Below are 16,389 nucleotides of genomic sequence, written 5' to 3'. Positions count from 1 at the left end.
CGTACGCAGTCGGTGACAGAAAGGACCAGGACATGGCCGGAGAGCCGCATCAGAGCGACTGTCTGTTCTGCAAGATCGTGGCGGGGGAGGTCCCGGCCACGATCGTCCGCGAGTCGGAGACGACCGTCGCCTTCCGCGACATCAACCCGCAGGCGCCGACGCACGTCCTGGTCATCCCCAAGGCGCACTACCCGGACGCCGCCGCACTGGCCGCCGCCGCGCCGGAGCTCGCGGCGGACGTGCTGCGCGAGGCCGGGCACGTCGCGGCGGACGAGAAGGTCGACGGCACCGGCTACCGCGTCGTCTTCAACACCGGCACCGGCGCCGGGCAGACCGTCTGGCACGCGCACGCCCACGTGCTCGGCGGCCGCGGCCTGAACTGGCCCCCCGGATAGTCACCCCGTCATGTCCGTACGAGAACTCGTCGTGCTGGGCACCGCCAGCCAGGTGCCCACCCGACACCGCAACCACAACGGCTACCTGCTGCGCTGGGACGGCGAGGGCATCCTCTTCGACCCGGGCGAGGGCACCCAGCGCCAGATGCTGCGCGCCGGGGTCGCCGCGCACGACATCGACCGCATCTGCGTCACCCACTTCCACGGCGACCACTCCCTGGGCCTCGCCGGGGTGATCCAGCGCATCAACCTCGACCAGGTGCCGCACCCGGTCACCGCGCACTACCCGGCGAGCGGGCAGCGCTTCTTCGACCGGCTGCGGTACGCGACGGCCTACCGCGAGACGGTGAAGCTCGTCGAGGCGCCGGTCGCCGCCGACGGGGTGCTCGCCGCGAGCCCCGTGTACACCCTGGAGGCCCGCCGTCTGTCGCACCCCGTCGAGTCGTTCGGCTACCGGCTGACCGAGCCCGACGGGCGCCGCATGCTGCCCGAGAGGCTCGCCGCGCACGGCATCAAGGGCCCGGACGTGGGCCGCATCCAGCGCGAGGGCGCGCTGGGCGGGGTGCGCCTGGAGGACGTCAGCGAGGTACGGCGCGGGCAGCGGTTCGCGTTCGTCATGGACACCCGGCTGTGCGACGGCGTCCACGCGCTCGCCGAGGGCTGCGACATGCTGGTCATCGAGTCGACGTTCCTCGACGAGGACGTCCTCCTCGCCGAGGACCACGGCCACCTGACGGCCGGACAGGCGGCCGTGGTCGCCCAGCAGGCGGGCGTACGCCACCTCGTCCTCACCCACTTCTCGCAGCGCTACAGCGACCCCGACCTGTTCGAACAGCAGGCGCGGGCGGCCGGTTTCGACGGTGAGCTGACCGTCGCCCACGACCTGATCCGCGTCCCCCTCCCCAAACGCCACCCGTAAGGCCACGCGCCAGTAAGGCCCAGGCATCCCATGCACCTCCCCGAAGCGATCCCCAAGGCAGAACTGCACCTCCACATCGAGGGCACCCTCGAACCCGAGCTCGCCTTCGCGCTCGCCGCGCGCAACGGGGTCGAGCTGCCGTACGCCGACACCGAGGAGCTGCGCAAGGCGTACCTCTTCAGCGACCTCCAGTCCTTCCTGGACCTGTACTACGGGCTGATGGCCGTGCTGCACACGGCAGACGACTTCACCGACCTCGCGGACGCCTACCTGGAGCGGGCCGCGCGGCAGGGCGTACGGCACGCCGAGATCTTCTTCGACCCGCAGGCGCACACCGAGCGCGGCGTGCCGATCGGCACGGTGATCGAGGGCCTGGCCCGGGCGCTGGAGCGCGGCGAGGAGCGGCACGGCATCTCCACGCAGCTCATCATGTGCTTCCTGCGTGACCGGCCGGCCGAGTCGGCGATGGAGACGCTGGAAGCCGCGAAGCCGTACCTCCGCCACATCGTGGGCGTCGGCCTGGACTCGGCGGAGGTGGGCCACCCGCCGTCGAAGTTCGCCGAGGTGTACGAGGCGGCCGGGGCGCTCGGGCTGCGGAAGGTCGCGCACGCGGGCGAGGAGGGCCCGCCCGCGTACATCCGCGAGGCCCTGGACGTCCTGGGCGTCGAGCGGATCGACCACGGGCTGCGGGCGGTGGAGGACCAGGAGCTGGTCGAGCGCCTGGCACGGGACCGGGTGCCGCTGACGCTGTGCCCGCTGTCGAACGTCCGGCTGCGCGCCATCGACGTCCTGGAGGACCACCCGCTGCCCGCCATGATGGCGGCGGGGCTGCTGGTGACCGTGAACTCCGACGACCCGGCCTACTTCGGCGGATACGTCGGCGACACCTTCCACGCGGTCCACGAGGCGCTGGGGCTGGGCGAGGAGCAACTGCGCGAGCTGGCCCGCAATTCGTTCCTGGCGTCCTTCCTGGACCACGACGAGGAGCGGCGCTCCCGGTACCTCGCCGAGGTCGAGGCGTACGAGTTCGACTGACCGCCCCGGTCAGCGCGGGCCCGCCGGGCGGTAGGTGCGGCGGCGGACGAGCAGCGGGGCCAGGGAGCGGACCGGGAACTCGGTGACCGGCTGCTCGGGCGCGCCGATCTGCGGGGCGGCCAGGCCCGCCGCCGCGCCCGTGGTGCCCGCGACGACCGCGGCGGGGGCACCGCCCCGGCGGCGGACGGCGCCCGGCACCAGCGGGCGGCCCGAGGTGTGCAGGGCCACGGCGGTCAGCGGGACGGCGAGCAGCAGCAGGAGGGCGCCCAGCACCAGGCCCATGCCCGGGTAGCCGGCCAGGTCCGACAGGACGCTGCCGGTGACCGGGCCGCAGGCCACGCCCAGCGAGGACGCCGAGCCCGCCAGCACCGCCCAGCGGCCGCGCGGGTCCAGGGAGGCGGCCAGGCCGATCAGGTACGACAGGACGACCGGGTAGCAGGCGTTCCATAGGACCTCGCCGGCCGCGAAGGACGCCAGGCCCTCGGCGGCGGACGTCAGCACGATGCAGCCGGCGATCAGCACCGTACCGAGGCCGATCGGCACCGCCCGCCCGAGCCGGGCGCCCAGCGCGCCGGCCGCCGTGACGCCCAGCAGCCCCGCGCCGAGCGCCGCCGCGAACACCGCCCCGACGGTCACCTCGCTCAGGCCCGCCTGGGTGAGCCCGATCCGGCCGCTGACGCCCCACAGGGCGTTCTGCGCCATGGACCAGCACACCATCGCGCCCGCCAGCACCAGGCCCGCGCGCGGCCGGGGCAGCGGCGCCCCCGCCTCCCGGGCCTCACCCGTGTCGTGGCCCGTCTCCAGCCGCCCCGTCGCCGGCCACACGGCCGCCGCGACCAGCGCCAGCGACGCGAACGGCAGCGAGTGCCCGCCGCCCAGGTGCGGAAGCGTCAGGTACAGGGCGCCCGCCGTGGCCGACACCGACAGCAGGCCCAGCGTCGAGGCGCGGTGCGGGTCGCGCCGCCCCGCGATCCCGGCGGCCGCGACCGCCGTCGCCGTACCGGAGCCGAAGCCGCCGGCCACCGCGCCCGCCACGACCGGCGGGACGGCCGGGGCGAGGGCGGCGCAGCCGTAGCCGGCCACCGCCAGCAGCAGGCCCGCCCGGGCCAGTTGGCGCGGCCCGTACCGGTCCACGCGGGACGCGAGCGTGAAGCCCGCGGCGGCGGAGCCGAGGAGCAGGCCGGAGCCGACCAGACCGGCCTGGGCCGGGGTCAGTCCGAGACCGGCGGAGAGACGGCCGACGACGGTCGGCAGGAGGTACGCGGCGAGGTAACCGGCCGTGAACACGGCGACGAGCGGCCACAGGGCGCGCTGGCGCGAGGGCATGGGCGTTCCCGAACAGGGCGAAGGGGGAAAGGGGTGGAGCGCCCGGTGTCGTACGGGAACGTGCACGGGAACGCGGGCCAATTTGTATCAAGCCGGCCGGTCGCGCGAGAAGGCGAGAAGGCCTCATCGACATGTGATCTGAGTCACGAAGTGTTTGTGTGGTGGGAGGACGGGTAAGCGCACCTGTTTCCCGCACGCCGGCGCCCTTCGCGAGCGGCGGGAATCGGGCACACTGTCCTGATCCGTACCGCGACCGGGGAGCCCGCCGTGACCACACCCAGAGGAGAGCAGCAGCAGCGGCAACACACGGCCGGAATCGACCCTTTGGACGCGCTGCGCACGCCCGCCGACCCCGAGTACGACGTGTTCCTCACCGGCACGGTCTTCCTCGACATCATCTTCACCGGCCTGGACAGCGCCCCCGTGCGCGGCACCGAGACATGGGCGCGGGGCATGGGCTCCAGCCCCGGCGGTGTCGCCAACATGGCCACCGCCCTCGCCCGGCTCGGGCTGCGCACCTCCCTGGCGGCGGCCTTCGGCGACGACCACTACGGCGAGTACTGCTGGGACGCCCTGGAGCAGGGCGAGGGCATCGACCTGTCCCGGTCGCGCACCGTGCCCGGCTGGCACTCGCCGGTGACCGTCTCCATGGCGTACGAGGGCGAGCGCACCATGGTGTCCCACGGCCACGAGGCCCCGCCCCTGGACGGCTCCCTCCCGGCGTGCCCGCCACGCGCGCGTGCCGCCGTCGCGTCCCTCGCGCCCGGCCGCCCCGAGGAGTGGGTCACCGACGCGGCCCGCCAGGCCACCCGCGTCTTCGCCGACGTCGGCTGGGACGAGACCGGCCGCTGGGACCTGGCCGCCCTGCCCGACCTGGACCACTGCGAGGCGTTCCTGCCCAACGCCGAGGAGGCGATGCGCTACACCCGCACCTCCTGCCCCCGCGCCGCCGCCCGCGCGCTCGCCGACAAGGTGCCGCTCGCCGTGGTCACGCTCGGTTCGGAGGGTGCCTACGCCGTGGACGGCGGGACCGGCGAGACCGCCGAGGTCCCGGCCATCCAGGTCGCCGCCCTCGACCCGACCGGCGCCGGGGACGTCTTCGTCGCCGGGTTCGTCACCGGCACCCTCGCCGGGTGGCCGCTCGCGGACCGGCTCGCCTTCGCCGGGCTGACCGCCGCCCTGTCGGTGCAGGAGTTCGGCGGGTCGCTGTCCGCGCCGGGGTGGGTGGAGGTCGCCGCCTGGTGGGACTACGTCCAGGGCTGCTCGGACCAGGACCCGGCGGCTCTGCGCCGGTACGCGTTCCTGGAGTCGCTGCTGCCCGCCCCCATCAGGCCCTGGCCGCTGCGGCGGGCCGTGCCCACCATCGGCTTCGGGCGGTCGGCGTAACAGCGGGTGGGTGGAAAAGCCTTCGGGGTTGTCAGCGCCACGACGTAGGCTGGATGTCCAGAGGTTGTCGAGCAGCGAGAACCCTGCAACGGAGGTATGTGCAGGCCTGAGAGCCGGCCCATGACGCAGACACCCACAGACCAGGTACGAGCCCATTTCACGGTCCCCGCGAAGCACCCCATGGTGACCGTGCTCGGCTCGGGCGACGCCCTGCTGCGCGTGATCGAAGAGGCGTTCCCGGCGGCGGACATCCACGTGCGCGGCAATGAGATCAGCGCGGTCGGCGACGCCACGGAAGTCGCCCTGATCCAGCGCCTGTTCGACGAGATGATGCTGGTGCTCCGCACCGGGCAGCCGATGACGGAGGACGCAGTGGAGCGGTCCATCGCGATGCTCAAGGAGGAGACGGGCGGCAAGGCCGTCGAGACCCCCTCGGAGGTCCTCACCCAGAACATCCTCTCCAGCCGCGGCCGCACCATCCGCCCCAAGACGCTCAACCAGAAGCGGTACGTCGACGCGATCGACAAGCACACGGTCGTGTTCGGCATCGGCCCCGCCGGTACCGGCAAGACGTACCTGGCGATGGCCAAGGCGGTCCAGGCCCTCCAGTCCAAGCAGGTCACCCGGATCATCCTGACCCGGCCGGCCGTCGAGGCGGGCGAGCGGCTCGGCTTCCTGCCCGGCACGCTCTACGAGAAGATTGACCCGTACCTGCGGCCGCTGTACGACGCGCTGCACGACATGCTCGACCCCGACTCGATCCCGCGCCTGATGGCGGCGGGCACGATCGAGGTCGCGCCGCTGGCGTACATGCGCGGCCGGACGCTGAACGACGCCTTCATCATCCTGGACGAGGCGCAGAACACGAATCCCGAGCAGATGAAGATGTTCCTGACCCGGCTCGGGTTCGACTCCAAGATCGTCATCACCGGTGACATCACCCAGATCGACCTTCCGGGCGGCACCAAGAGCGGTCTGCGCCAGGTCCGGGAGATCCTGGAGGGGGTCGAGGACGTCCACTTCTCGATGCTCACGTCGAACGATGTCGTACGGCACAAGCTCGTCGGCCGTATCGTCGACGCGTACGAGAAGTACGACAACCAAAACGGGAAGTAGCACACGAGCACCATGTCGATCGACGTCAACAACGAGTCCGGCACCGAGGTCGACGAACAGGCGATCCTCGACGTTGCTCGGTACGCGCTCACGCGCATGCGCATCCACCCCCTCTCCGAGCTGTCGGTGATCGTGGTGGACGCCGAGGCGATGGAGCAGTTGCACATCCAGTGGATGGACCTGCCGGGACCGACGGACGTCATGTCCTTCCCGATGGACGAGCTGCGCCCGCCGGCCAAGGACGACGAGGAGCCCCCGCAGGGCCTCCTCGGCGACATCGTGCTCTGCCCGGAGGTCGCCACCAAGCAGGGCCAGGAGGCCCCCACGCAGCACTCCATGGACGAGGAGCTCCAGCTCCTCACCGTCCACGGGGTGCTGCACCTGCTCGGGTACGACCATGAGGAGCCGGACGAGAAGGCCGAGATGTTCGGGCTTCAGGCGGCGATCATCGACGGCTGGCGCGCGGAGAAGGGCCTGACGGGCCCCTCCCCGGCGCCGACCGTCTCATGACCGCCCAGCTCATCCTCGGCGCGGTCGCGCTGGTCGTGGTCGCGTGGCTGGCGGCGTGCGCCGAAGCGGGCCTGGCCCGGGTCTCCGGCTTCCGCGCCGCCGAGGCGGTACGGGTCGGCCGGCGCGGCGCCGCCAAGCTGGTCCAGGTCGCCTCCGACCCCACCCGGTACCTGAACCTGGCCCTGCTGATCCGGGTCGCGTGCGAGATGGCGGCCGGGGTCATGGTCACGTACGTCTGCCTGAACGAGTTCGCCGAGACGTGGTCGGCCCTGCTGGTCGCGATAGGCGTGATGGTGCTGGTGTCGTACGTCGCCGTCGGCGTCTCGCCCCGCACCATCGGCCGCCAGCACCCGCTGAACACGGCGACCGCCGCCGCGTACGTGCTGCTGCCGCTGGCCCGCGTGATGGGCCCGGTGCCGCAGCTCCTGATCCTCATCGGCAACGCGCTCACACCCGGCAAGGGCTTCCGCAAGGGCCCCTTCGCCTCCGAGGCCGAGCTGCGCGCCATGGTCGACCTCGCCGAGCAGGAGTCCCTGATCGAGGACGACGAGCGGCGCATGGTCCACTCCGTCTTCGAGCTCGGCGACACCCTTGTGCGGGAGGTGATGGTCCCGCGCACGGACCTGGTCTCCATCGAGCGGTACAAGACCATCCGCCAGGCCCTGACCCTGGCGCTGCGCTCCGGCTTCTCCCGCATCCCGGTGACCGGGGACAACGAGGACGACGTCGTCGGCATCGTCTACCTGAAGGACCTGGTCCGCCGCACCCACATCAACCGGGACGCCGAGAACGACCTGGTCTCCACGGTCATGCGGCCCGCGACGTTCGTCCCCGACACCAAGAACGCGGGCGACCTGCTGCGGGAGATGCAGCAGGAGCGCAACCACTGCGCCGTGGTCATCGACGAGTACGGCGGCACGGCCGGGATCGTCACCATCGAGGACATCCTGGAGGAGATCGTCGGCGAGATCACCGACGAGTACGACCGGGAGCTGCCGCCCGTGGAGGAGCTCGGCGGGGGCCGCTTCCGGGTGACCGCGCGGCTCGACATCGGCGACCTCGGCGAGCTGTTCGGCCTCGACGAGTACGACGACGAGGACGTCGAGACGGTCGGCGGACTGCTCGCCAAGGCCCTCGGCCGCGTCCCCATCGCGGGCGCCTCCGCCGTGGTCGACCTCCCCGACGGGCGGGCGCTGCGGCTGACGGCCGAGTCCCCGGCCGGCCGCCGCAACAAGATCGTCACGGTGGTCGCGGAGCCGGTCGCATGACCCCGGAGCAGCTCCGGACGTTCTGCCTCGCCTTCAACGACGCGGTGGAGGACTTCCCCTTCGGCCCGGAGACGTCGGTCTTCAAGGTCGCGGGCAAGATGTTCGCCCTGTCGGCCCTGGACGCCCGGCCGCTCAGCGTCAACCTCAAGTGCGACCCCGAGATCGCGCTCCAACTGCGCGCCGAGCACCCGGCGATCGTGCCGGGCTGGCACATGAACAAGCGCCACTGGAACACGGTCACCGTCTCCGGGCTCCCGGACCGCCTGGTCCGCGAACTGATCGAGGACTCCTACGACCTGGTCGTCGCGGGCCTCCCGAAGGCGACCCGGCTGCGCCTGGACCGTCCGTAGCCGCACCACCAGGCAGGGGGAGGACGACCGGTGACTGTGACCGAAAGCGCGAGCTCCAAGGCCCACCGGCTCGCCGAACTCCGCGCGTTCCTGATGAGCCGTCGGGCCCGCGTCACGCCCGCCGAGGCGGGGCTCCCCGACGGCGGCGCCCGGCGCCGTACCCCCGGCCTCCGCCGCGAGGAGGTCGCCGTCCTCGCGGGCGTGGGGGCCTCCTGGTACCAGTGGCTGGAGCAGGGACGGGACATCACCGTCTCGCCGCAGGTGCTCGACTCGGTGGCCCGGGTGCTCCGCCTCAGCCCCGCCGAGCGCCGCCACCTCTACGTGCTGGCCGGGCTCAACCCGCCCGCGCCCGAGGTGGCTCCGGAGCAGCGGAACATGTGCGCCGGGCTGCGACGGCTCATCGACGCGTGGATGCCGTACCCCGCGCACATCATGGACCGGTACTGCAACACGGTCATGTACAACGACTCGGCCTCGACCATGCTGGGTATGCGCCCCGGCATGTCGCAGAACGGCCTCATCGCGTTCTTCACCGACCCCCTCTACCGGTCGCGGGCCAAGAGCTGGGCGCGCAACGCCCCGCAACTCGTCGCCCAGTTCCGGGCGGCCTGCTCGGAGTGCCCGGACGACGAGGGCTTCCGCGCGGTGGTGGAGGAGGCCAAGGCCGCCGACGCGGAGTTCGCCGAGCTGTGGGAGCGCCGCGACATCGCCCCGGCGGGCCAGGTGCACAAGGAGCTGGAGCACCCGGTGGTCGGCACGCTGCACGTGGAGTCGACCCAACTGCGCGTCCCTGCCCGGCCCGACCTGACGATCGTGCTCCACACCCCGCTCCCGGAGGCGGACACGGCGGCGAAGCTGGAGCGGCTGGCGGGGCGAGAGGCTCCTGTGCCCTTCCTGTGACCTGACCGTGTGTATTCTCAGCGGGCCGATCACGGCGGGGAGGGGGGAACCACAGCTCCCCAGGACATTCACGCCCCAAGGGGAGAACACATCTTCATGCGTACTCGTATACGTCGCGGCGTCGCCGTCGCGCTCACCGTCTCCGCGCTCACCTTCACCGCCGCGTGCGGTGGCTCCGCCGACAAGGGCGGCGACAAGGCCGACAAGTCCAAGGACAAGGCCGCCGACAAGCCGGCGGCCGCGGCGCCGCTGACGGCCGCGCAGATGAAGGCGGGCATCCTGGAGGTCAAGGACCTGCCGGCCGGCTGGAAGGCCGAGAGCGCCCCCAGCACGGGTGACCAGTCCAAGGCCGAGAAGCCCGAGTGCCAGCCGCTCGCCCAGATCATGTCGGACAAGATCGACGGGGCGACCATGGGCGGCAACCAGGAGTTCGCCCACGGCGGTGGCGCCAGCCTGCTCGCGCAGCAGATCTTCAGCATGCCGGGCACCGGCGCCGCCGACTTCGTCAAGAGCGTCGAGACCGCCATCCCCGCCTGCGCCACCTTCAGCATGGTCCAGGACGGTCAGCCGGTTCCGGTCAAGGCCGCCGCGCTGCCCACCGGCAAGGCCGGCGAGTCGTCCACAGGCGTGCGCCTGACCATGGAGATCCCCGAGCTCAAGATGAAGATCGAGTCCGACGTCCTCATCGCTCAGCAGGGCACCGGCGTGATGCGCCTCGCCTACGTGCCGATGAACGGCGAGGGCCACAAGGCGTTCGACGACCTCGCCAAGCGCGCGGGCGACAAGTTCGTCAAGGCCGCCCAGAGCTGACGCTGATCGCGGACTTATCCTCGGGGCATGACACAGAGCACCGACATCGGCCCCGAGGACCGCAAGATCATCACGCTGGCGCGCAGCGCCCGTGCCCGTAACGGCGTGCCCGAGGGCGCGGCGGTGCGGGACGAGACCGGGCGCACGTACGTCGCCGGGACCGTCGCGCTGGAGTCGCTGAACCTCAGCGCGCTCCAGACGGCGGTCGCGATGGCCGTGGCCAGTGGTGCCAAGTCGCTGGAGGCCGCGGCCGTCGTCACCGAGGCCGGTGCCGCCTCGGACGCGGACCGCGCCGCCGTCCGTGACCTGGGCGGCCCGGCCACGCCCGTGCTGGTGGCCGGCCCCGACGGTGAGCTGCGCGCCACGGTCAGCGCCGGCTGACGGGCGGTACGGGGGAGGGGGCCGGGGGGGCTGACCCACCCCCGGCTCGTCGCCGGAGGGGGCAGCGGTACGTGAGCGGTGCGCGCATCGGGGAGAATGGCCCCCATGAGCGCTCGTAACCCTGACACCGAAACCACCCACAGGGCCGGTTTCGCCTGCTTCGTCGGCCGCCCCAACGCGGGCAAGTCCACCCTCACGAACGCTCTGGTCGGCCAGAAGGTGGCGATCACCTCCAACCGGCCGCAGACCACCCGGCACACCGTGCGCGGCATCGTGCACCGCCCGGACGCGCAGCTCATCCTGGTCGACACCCCCGGCCTCCACAAGCCGCGCACCCTGCTGGGGGAGCGGCTCAACGACGTCGTGCGCACCACGTGGGCCGAGGTCGACGTGATCGGCTTCTGCCTGCCCGCGAACGAGAAGCTGGGGCCCGGCGACCGGTTCATCGCCAAGGAGCTGGCGGAGATCAAGAAGACCCCGAAGGTCGCGATCGTCACCAAGACGGACCTGGTGGACTCCAAGACGCTCGCCGAGCAGCTCATCGCGATCGACCAGCTCGGCAAGGAGCTGGGCATGGAGTGGCAGGAGATCGTCCCCGTCTCGGCGGTGGGCGGCAAGCAGGTCCAGCTCGTGGCCGACCTGCTGATCCCCCTTCTCCCCGAGGGCCCGGCGCTCTACCCGGAGGGCGACCTCACGGACGAGCCCGAGCAGGTGATGGTCGCCGAGCTGATCCGCGAGGCCGCGCTGGAAGGCGTACGGGACGAGCTGCCGCACTCGATCGCGGTGGTCGTCGAGGAGATGCTCCCGCGCGAGAACCGCCCGGCGGACAAGCCGCTGCTGGACATCCACGCCAACGTCTACATCGAGCGCCCCAGCCAGAAGGGCATCATCATCGGCCCGAAGGGCCAGCGCCTGAAGGAAGTCGGCATCAAGTCCCGCAAGCACATCGAGGCGCTGCTGGGTACGCCGGTCTTCCTCGACCTGCATGTGAAGGTCGCCAAGGACTGGCAGCGCGACCCGAAGCAGTTGCGGAAGCTCGGGTTCTGAGACTGCCCGGCCGGCGCCCCGCTCACGGTGCCGTGCGCAGGTCCTTCAGCGCCGGGACCGCCGTCGCCAGGAGCCGGGTGAGGCCCGGCTCCGAGGGCCGGGAGGTCTCGTCGACCAGTGTCGCGACGCCCGCCGCCAGGGTGCGCGCCCAGGCGCGGTAGCCCAGGGGTGACGGGTGGAACCGGTCCTCGGCGAACCAGGCGCCGGGGAAGCGGGGCGGGCCGCCCGACGGCAGGTGGACGACGTGCGGGGTGCGGCGGGCGACGACGCGGAGCTGGCGGTCCAGCAGCCGTACGTACACCGACAGCGGCGCCCGGAACGCGCGGGGCAGCGACGCGATCCGGTCCGTCTCCGGCAGGCCCGCCAGGACCACGGGGACGTCATCGCCCAGCCTGAGCCCGATGTCCCGCACCAGCCGGGAGACGTCCGCCCGGAACGCGCGGGGGCGGCGGCGCCGCAGCGCGTCGTTCGTACCGGCGGTCACCACGACGAGGTCGGGCTCCCAGCGGCGGGTGGGATCGGTGAGCCGGTTCAGCAGGACGCGCCGCACCGTGCGGACCGTCGCGCCCGCTCGCGCCACGACCCGCCAGTCCACGCCCCGCCCGGTCAGCGCGGTCACCGCCGTGGCCAGGTGGCCCGCCAGCGCCTCGCTGTGCCGGGCCGCGCCGACCCCGGCGGCCGTGGAGTCGCCCAGCACCAGCAGCCGCAGGGCCGGGCCGGTGCCGACCGTCGCACCGCTGTCGCCCTCCGCCTCCGGCAGCCGGATCACCCGTGTACGCAGCACCCGCTTGGTCAGCAGCATGCCGCACCCCCATCACTCGACATAACAGTGTTATATCCATAACAGCGTTATGCTGCTCCCGTGTCAACCGCACAATCAGCCGACTCCGTACGCCGCCGGCTCCTCGACGAAGCCGCCCGCGTCCTCGCCGAACAGGGCCCCGCCGCCCTCAGCGCCCGCCGCCTGGTCAAGGCCGTCGGCGCCTCCACCATGGCCGTCTACACCCACTTCGGGTCCATGCCCGAACTCGTCCGCGTCCTGATGCGCGAAGGCTTCGACCGCTTCCGCGCCCGCGCCGAAGCCCTCGGCCGGGACCCCAGCGACCCCGTGGCCGACCTCGCCGCCCTCTGCCGCTGCTACCAGGACTTCGCCCGTGCCGAACCGGAGGTCTACGCCGTGCTCTTCGGCGGCTCCGCGCTCGCCGGCTTCGAGCTGACCGACGACGACCGCCGCATGGGCGTGTCCGTGCTCCGCTTCCCGCGCGACGCCATCCGCCGCGCCGTCGCCGGCGGCCGCTTCCGCGCCGACGCGGACCCCGACCTCCTGGTCCGCCAGCTCTTCACCCAGATGCACGGCATCGCGCACCTGTCCCGCCACGGCTACATCATGGGCGGCTACACCGCCGACCAGATCCTCACCGGCGCCCTGCGCGACTTCGCCGTGGCCGCCGGCGACCGGCCGGAGGCGGCGGCGGGCTCCGTCGCCACCGGGCTCACGCGCCTTCCCTGAGCACCCGCGCCACCAGCTCCCGCTGCGCCTCGGTCAGCCCCGGGTCGGCGCAGTACACCGTCCGGCCGTCCACCGTGATCTCGTAACCGAACCCGTCCGGCACCCCCACCGGCCGCTCGCTTCGCCCGCCGGCCAGCGCCGCCTCGGCCAGGGCGTGCCAGTCGCGGGCGTCCGGCAGCCCCGAGGTGTCCACCTCGGCCCGCCGCTCGATGCCCGCGAACCCGCCCGTGCGGATGACCCGAATACGCATGGGCCCTGTCTACTCCGTCGGCAGCCCCACCGTCGACCAGGCCTTCACCACCGCGTCGTCCTCCGCGCCGCCCGCCCCGAACCGCTCACGCGTCGCCGCCACCGTCAGCTTGGAGAAGTCCGCGAACTGCGCGTCCACCGCCAGCCGGCCGCCCGTCAGCACGTCGTACCAGACCTTCCCGGCCTTCTCCCAGGCATGACCGCCCAGCTCCTTCGCGAAGAGGTAGAAGGCGTGGTTCGGGATGCCCGAGTTGATGTGCACGCCGCCGTTGTCGGAGCCCGTGTGGACGTAGTCCTCCATCTTCGCGGGCTGCGGGTCCTTGCCCAGGATGTCGTCGTCGTACGCCGTCCCCGGGGCCTTCATGGAGCGCAGCGCCACGCCCTGCACCTCCGGTGCCAGCAGACCGGCGCCGATCAGCCAGTCGGCCTGCTCGGCGGTCTGCCCCAGCGCCTTCTGCTTGACCAGCGAGCCGAAGACGTCCGACATCGACTCGTTCAGCGCGCCGGGCTGGCCGAAGTACGCCAGGTTCGCGGTGTACTGGGTGACCCCGTGGGCCAGTTCGTGGCCGATGACGTCCACCGCGATGGTGAAGTCGAGGAAGATCTTGCCGTCCCCGTCGCCGAAGACCATCTGGTCGCCGTTCCAGAAGGCGTTGTTGTAGTCGCGGTCGTAGTGGACGGTCGCGTCCAGCGGCAGCCCCGACCCGTCGATCGAATCGCGCCCGTACGCGTCGCGGAACAGCTCGAAGGTCGCGCCGAGACCGGCGTACGCGCGGTTGACGGTCGCGTCCTTCGTCGGCTTCTCGCCCTCGCCGCGCACCTTCTTGCCGGGCAGGGCGGTCTTGTGACCGGCGTCGTAGACGGTCCGCTTCGGCTTGTCGGCGGGCGCGTCCGCCGCGACGGGTACGGGGGCGGCGCCGACGACCGTGGTCAGCCGGCGGGCGGTGCGGTTGGCGGCGTCCGCGACGAGGGTGCGGCGGGCTGCGGCGGCGATGACCGGGTCGGCGGCGCGGGAGAGCCGGTCGAGCAGGTGCGGCGGGACGATCGTGCAGAACACGGAGGGGGAGGCAGTCATGTCCCGCAATGTGGCAGCCTGTCACCATGCTGTCACGACCTGCGACGAGGATTCCCGAAAAGGAGTGATGTGTCACTCTTTGACGGTTACCGCGCCGAATCCCGCATACTGAAACGGCACCTCCACTCACGGTGTTGCTCGGCTAGGCTTCTTCGCATCATGCGTTTCGGGCTGCTTCTCCTTAGCTGCCGCGGCGAGGGCCTGTAGTCGTAGGCCGACCCCCTCCCCGCGGAGTCTGGTGCTGCTTCGACCCAGTCGGCCGTCCCTTGAAGGACAACCGAGGAGCCCTACGCAATGTCCCAGCCCGTTGGCCGCCCCACGCCCGTCACCAACGCGACGCACACCCAGAAGCCGTCCGGGATGCCGATCCACAAGTACGGCCAGTACGAGGCCGTCGACATCCCCGACCGCACCTGGCCGGACAAGCGCATCACCAAGGCGCCGCGCTGGCTGTCCACCGACCTGCGGGACGGCAACCAGGCGCTGATCGACCCCATGAGCCCCGCCCGCAAGCGCGAGATGTTCGACCTGCTCGTACGCATGGGCTACAAGGAGATCGAGGTCGGCTTCCCGTCCTCCGGTGAGACCGACTTCAACTTCGTGCGCTCCATCATCGAAGAGGGCGCCATCCCCGAGGACGTGACGATCTCCGTCCTGACCCAGGCCCGCGAGGACCTGATCGAGCGGACCGTGGAGTCCCTGCGCGGCGCCCACCGGGCCACCGTCCACATGTACAACGCCACCGCGCCCGTCTTCCGCCGCGTCGTCTTCCGCGGCTCCAAGGACGACATCAAGCAGATCGCGGTCGACGGCACCCGTCTGGTGATGGAGTACGCCGACAAGATCCTGGGCGACGAGACGGTCTTCGGCTACCAGTACAGCCCGGAGATCTTCACCGACACCGAGCTGGACTTCGCCCTGGAGGTCTGCGAGGGCGTCATGGACGTCTGGCAGCCCGAGGAGGGCCGCGAGATCATCCTGAACCTGCCCGCCACCGTGGAGCGCTCGACGCCCTCCACGCACGCGGACCGATTCGAGTGGATGTCCCGCAACCTGTCCCGCCGCGAGTACGTCTGCCTGTCCGTCCACCCGCACAACGACCGCGGTACGGCGGTGGCGGCGGCCGAGCTGGCGATCATGGCCGGCGCCGACCGCATCGAGGGCTGCCTGTTCGGGCAGGGCGAGCGCACCGGCAACGTCGACCTGGTGACGCTGGGCATGAACCTGTTCTCGCAGGGCGTGGACCCGCAGATCGACTTCTCGCAGATCGACGAGATCCGCCGCACCTCCGAGTACTGCAACCAGATGGAGGTCCACCCGCGCCACCCCTACGCGGGCGACCTGGTCTACACCGCCTTCTCCGGCTCCCACCAGGACGCCATCAAGAAGGGCTTCGACGCCATGGAGGCCACCGCGGCCGCCGCCGGCAAGACCGTCGACGACATCGAGTGGGCCGTGCCGTACCTGCCGATCGACCCGAAGGACGTCGGCCGGTCCTACGAGGCGGTCATCCGCGTCAACTCGCAGTCCGGCAAGGGCGGCATCGCGTACGTCCTGAAGAACGACCACAAGCTGGACCTGCCGCGCCGGATGCAGATCGAGTTCTCGAAGCTCATCCAGGCCAAGACCGACGCCGAGGGCGGCGAGGTCACGCCGAAGGACATCTGGTCCGTCTTCCAGGACGAGTACCTGCCCAACCCGGACAACCCGTGGGGCCGCATCCAGCTCCGTTCCGGCCAGACCACGACCGACAAGGACGGCACGGACACGCTGACCGTCGAGGCGGTCGTCGACGGCACCGAGACGGTCCTGACCGGCTCCGGCAACGGCCCGATCTCGGCCTTCTTCGCCGCGCTCCAGGCCATCGGCATCGACGTCCGCCTGCTGGACTACCAGGAGCACACGATGAGCGAGGGCGCGTCCGCGCAGGCCGCCTCGTACATCGAATGCGCCATTGACGGCAAGGTGCTGTGGGGCATCGGCATCGATGCCAACACCACCCGCGCCTCGCTGAAGGCGGTCATCTCCGCCGTGAACCGCGCCGCGCGCTGACCCGGCACACCTGAACCCCGCCTTTTCCGGAGGCTTTCCGGAGGGCGGGGTTCAGCCATG

General features: G+C 71.8%; 17 protein-coding genes and 1 pseudogene. 14 read left to right on the top strand and 4 right to left on the bottom strand.

Translation table 11 applies throughout. The features are described from left to right. Positions 1 to 32: 32 nt before the first annotated feature. Genes AB0J57_RS19840 through AB0J57_RS19830 form a run of 3 tightly spaced genes read left to right on the top strand, consistent with a single transcriptional unit; the run spans position 33 to position 2,349 of the window. Complete coding sequence (locus AB0J57_RS19840) at positions 33 to 395, top strand: histidine triad nucleotide-binding protein (RefSeq protein WP_366129514.1); 363 nt, start codon at positions 33 to 35, stop codon at positions 393 to 395. Positions 396 to 405: 10 nt separating this feature from the next. After that, on the top strand, positions 406 to 1,314 hold the full coding sequence (locus AB0J57_RS19835) for a ribonuclease Z (RefSeq protein WP_366129513.1): 909 nt from the start codon (positions 406 to 408) through the stop codon (positions 1,312 to 1,314). 30 nt (positions 1,315 to 1,344) lie between these two features. After that, the gene (locus AB0J57_RS19830) at positions 1,345 to 2,349 is read left to right on the top strand and encodes an adenosine deaminase (protein ID WP_366129512.1); all 1,005 of its coding nucleotides are present in this window, start codon (positions 1,345 to 1,347) and stop codon (positions 2,347 to 2,349) included. A gap of 12 nt (positions 2,350 to 2,361) precedes the next feature. On the opposite strand, the pseudogene AB0J57_RS19825 reads toward AB0J57_RS19830, so the two are convergent. Further along, positions 2,362 to 3,675 (bottom strand): annotated as a pseudogene (locus tag AB0J57_RS19825) (MFS transporter); the annotation flags it as partial. A gap of 267 nt (positions 3,676 to 3,942) precedes the next feature. Between AB0J57_RS19825 and AB0J57_RS19820 the strand changes: the two are divergent. The 9 genes from AB0J57_RS19820 to era all read left to right on the top strand — a co-directional run bounded on the left by AB0J57_RS19820 (position 3,943) and on the right by era (position 11,443). Then, entirely contained in the window at positions 3,943 to 5,061 is a 1,119-nt protein-coding gene (locus AB0J57_RS19820) for a PfkB family carbohydrate kinase (RefSeq protein ID WP_366129511.1), read from the top strand. Between the two features lie 120 nt (positions 5,062 to 5,181). Further along, positions 5,182 to 6,177, top strand: a complete 996-nt coding sequence (locus tag AB0J57_RS19815; protein ID WP_366129510.1) for a PhoH family protein — start codon at positions 5,182 to 5,184, stop codon at positions 6,175 to 6,177. Between the two features lie 12 nt (positions 6,178 to 6,189). Next, positions 6,190 to 6,687, top strand: coding sequence for an rRNA maturation RNase YbeY (gene ybeY / locus AB0J57_RS19810; protein ID WP_366129509.1), 498 nt, complete (start codon positions 6,190 to 6,192; stop codon positions 6,685 to 6,687). Continuing rightward, positions 6,684 to 7,955: a hemolysin family protein gene (locus AB0J57_RS19805; RefSeq protein ID WP_366129508.1), complete on the top strand. Its 1,272-nt coding sequence runs from the start codon at positions 6,684 to 6,686 to the stop codon at positions 7,953 to 7,955. Before ybeY ends, AB0J57_RS19805 begins: the two co-directional genes overlap by 4 nt. Beyond that, a complete protein-coding gene (locus tag AB0J57_RS19800) occupies positions 7,952 to 8,305 on the top strand; it encodes an MmcQ/YjbR family DNA-binding protein (RefSeq protein ID WP_366129507.1) in 354 nt (117 codons plus the stop codon). The genes AB0J57_RS19805 and AB0J57_RS19800 overlap by 4 nt, the downstream gene beginning before the upstream one ends. A 93-nt stretch (positions 8,306 to 8,398) precedes the next feature. After that, positions 8,399 to 9,205 carry a helix-turn-helix transcriptional regulator gene (locus AB0J57_RS19795; protein ID WP_366129601.1) on the top strand — a complete coding sequence of 269 codons (807 nt, stop codon included), beginning with the start codon at positions 8,399 to 8,401 and terminating at the stop codon, positions 9,203 to 9,205. A 96-nt stretch (positions 9,206 to 9,301) separates the two neighbouring features. Next, a complete protein-coding gene (locus tag AB0J57_RS19790; RefSeq protein WP_366129506.1) occupies positions 9,302 to 10,015 on the top strand; it encodes a hypothetical protein in 714 nt (237 codons plus the stop codon). 27 nt (positions 10,016 to 10,042) lie between these two features. Beyond that, entirely contained in the window at positions 10,043 to 10,396 is a 354-nt protein-coding gene (locus AB0J57_RS19785; protein WP_366129505.1) for a cytidine deaminase, read from the top strand. A 105-nt stretch (positions 10,397 to 10,501) separates the two neighbouring features. After that, the gene (era, locus tag AB0J57_RS19780; protein ID WP_366129504.1) at positions 10,502 to 11,443 is read left to right on the top strand and encodes a GTPase Era; all 942 of its coding nucleotides are present in this window, start codon (positions 10,502 to 10,504) and stop codon (positions 11,441 to 11,443) included. A gap of 22 nt (positions 11,444 to 11,465) precedes the next feature. Here era and AB0J57_RS19775 read toward each other — a convergent pair whose 3' ends face one another. Next, complete coding sequence (locus AB0J57_RS19775; RefSeq protein WP_366129503.1) at positions 11,466 to 12,245, bottom strand: SGNH/GDSL hydrolase family protein; 780 nt, start codon at positions 12,243 to 12,245, stop codon at positions 11,466 to 11,468. Between the two features lie 60 nt (positions 12,246 to 12,305). Between AB0J57_RS19775 and AB0J57_RS19770 the strand changes: the two genes are divergently transcribed. Then, positions 12,306 to 12,953, top strand: coding sequence for a TetR/AcrR family transcriptional regulator (locus AB0J57_RS19770; protein ID WP_366129502.1), 648 nt, complete (start codon positions 12,306 to 12,308; stop codon positions 12,951 to 12,953). On the opposite strand, the gene AB0J57_RS19765 is transcribed toward AB0J57_RS19770, so the two are convergent. Then, on the bottom strand, positions 12,937 to 13,203 hold the full coding sequence (locus AB0J57_RS19765) for a protealysin inhibitor emfourin (protein ID WP_366129501.1): 267 nt from the start codon (positions 13,201 to 13,203) through the stop codon (positions 12,937 to 12,939). The genes AB0J57_RS19770 and AB0J57_RS19765 overlap by 17 nt on opposite strands. Before the next feature lie 9 nt (positions 13,204 to 13,212). Continuing rightward, positions 13,213 to 14,277, bottom strand: coding sequence for a M4 family metallopeptidase (locus AB0J57_RS19760; protein ID WP_366129500.1), 1,065 nt, complete (start codon positions 14,275 to 14,277; stop codon positions 13,213 to 13,215). 294 nt (positions 14,278 to 14,571) lie between these two features. Here AB0J57_RS19760 and leuA point away from each other — a divergent pair, with 294 nt between their 5' ends. Next, positions 14,572 to 16,329 (top strand): 2-isopropylmalate synthase, encoded by a 1,758-nt coding sequence (gene leuA / locus AB0J57_RS19755; RefSeq protein ID WP_366129499.1) that lies wholly within the window; start codon positions 14,572 to 14,574, stop codon positions 16,327 to 16,329. The last annotated feature ends 60 nt before the right edge of the window (positions 16,330 to 16,389 follow it).

The sequence above is a fragment of the Streptomyces sp. NPDC049837 genome (assembly GCF_040674455.1).
Taxonomy (GTDB): Bacteria; Actinomycetota; Actinomycetes; order Streptomycetales; family Streptomycetaceae; genus Streptomyces.
This window is presented reverse-complemented; position numbering and strand designations above follow the sequence as displayed.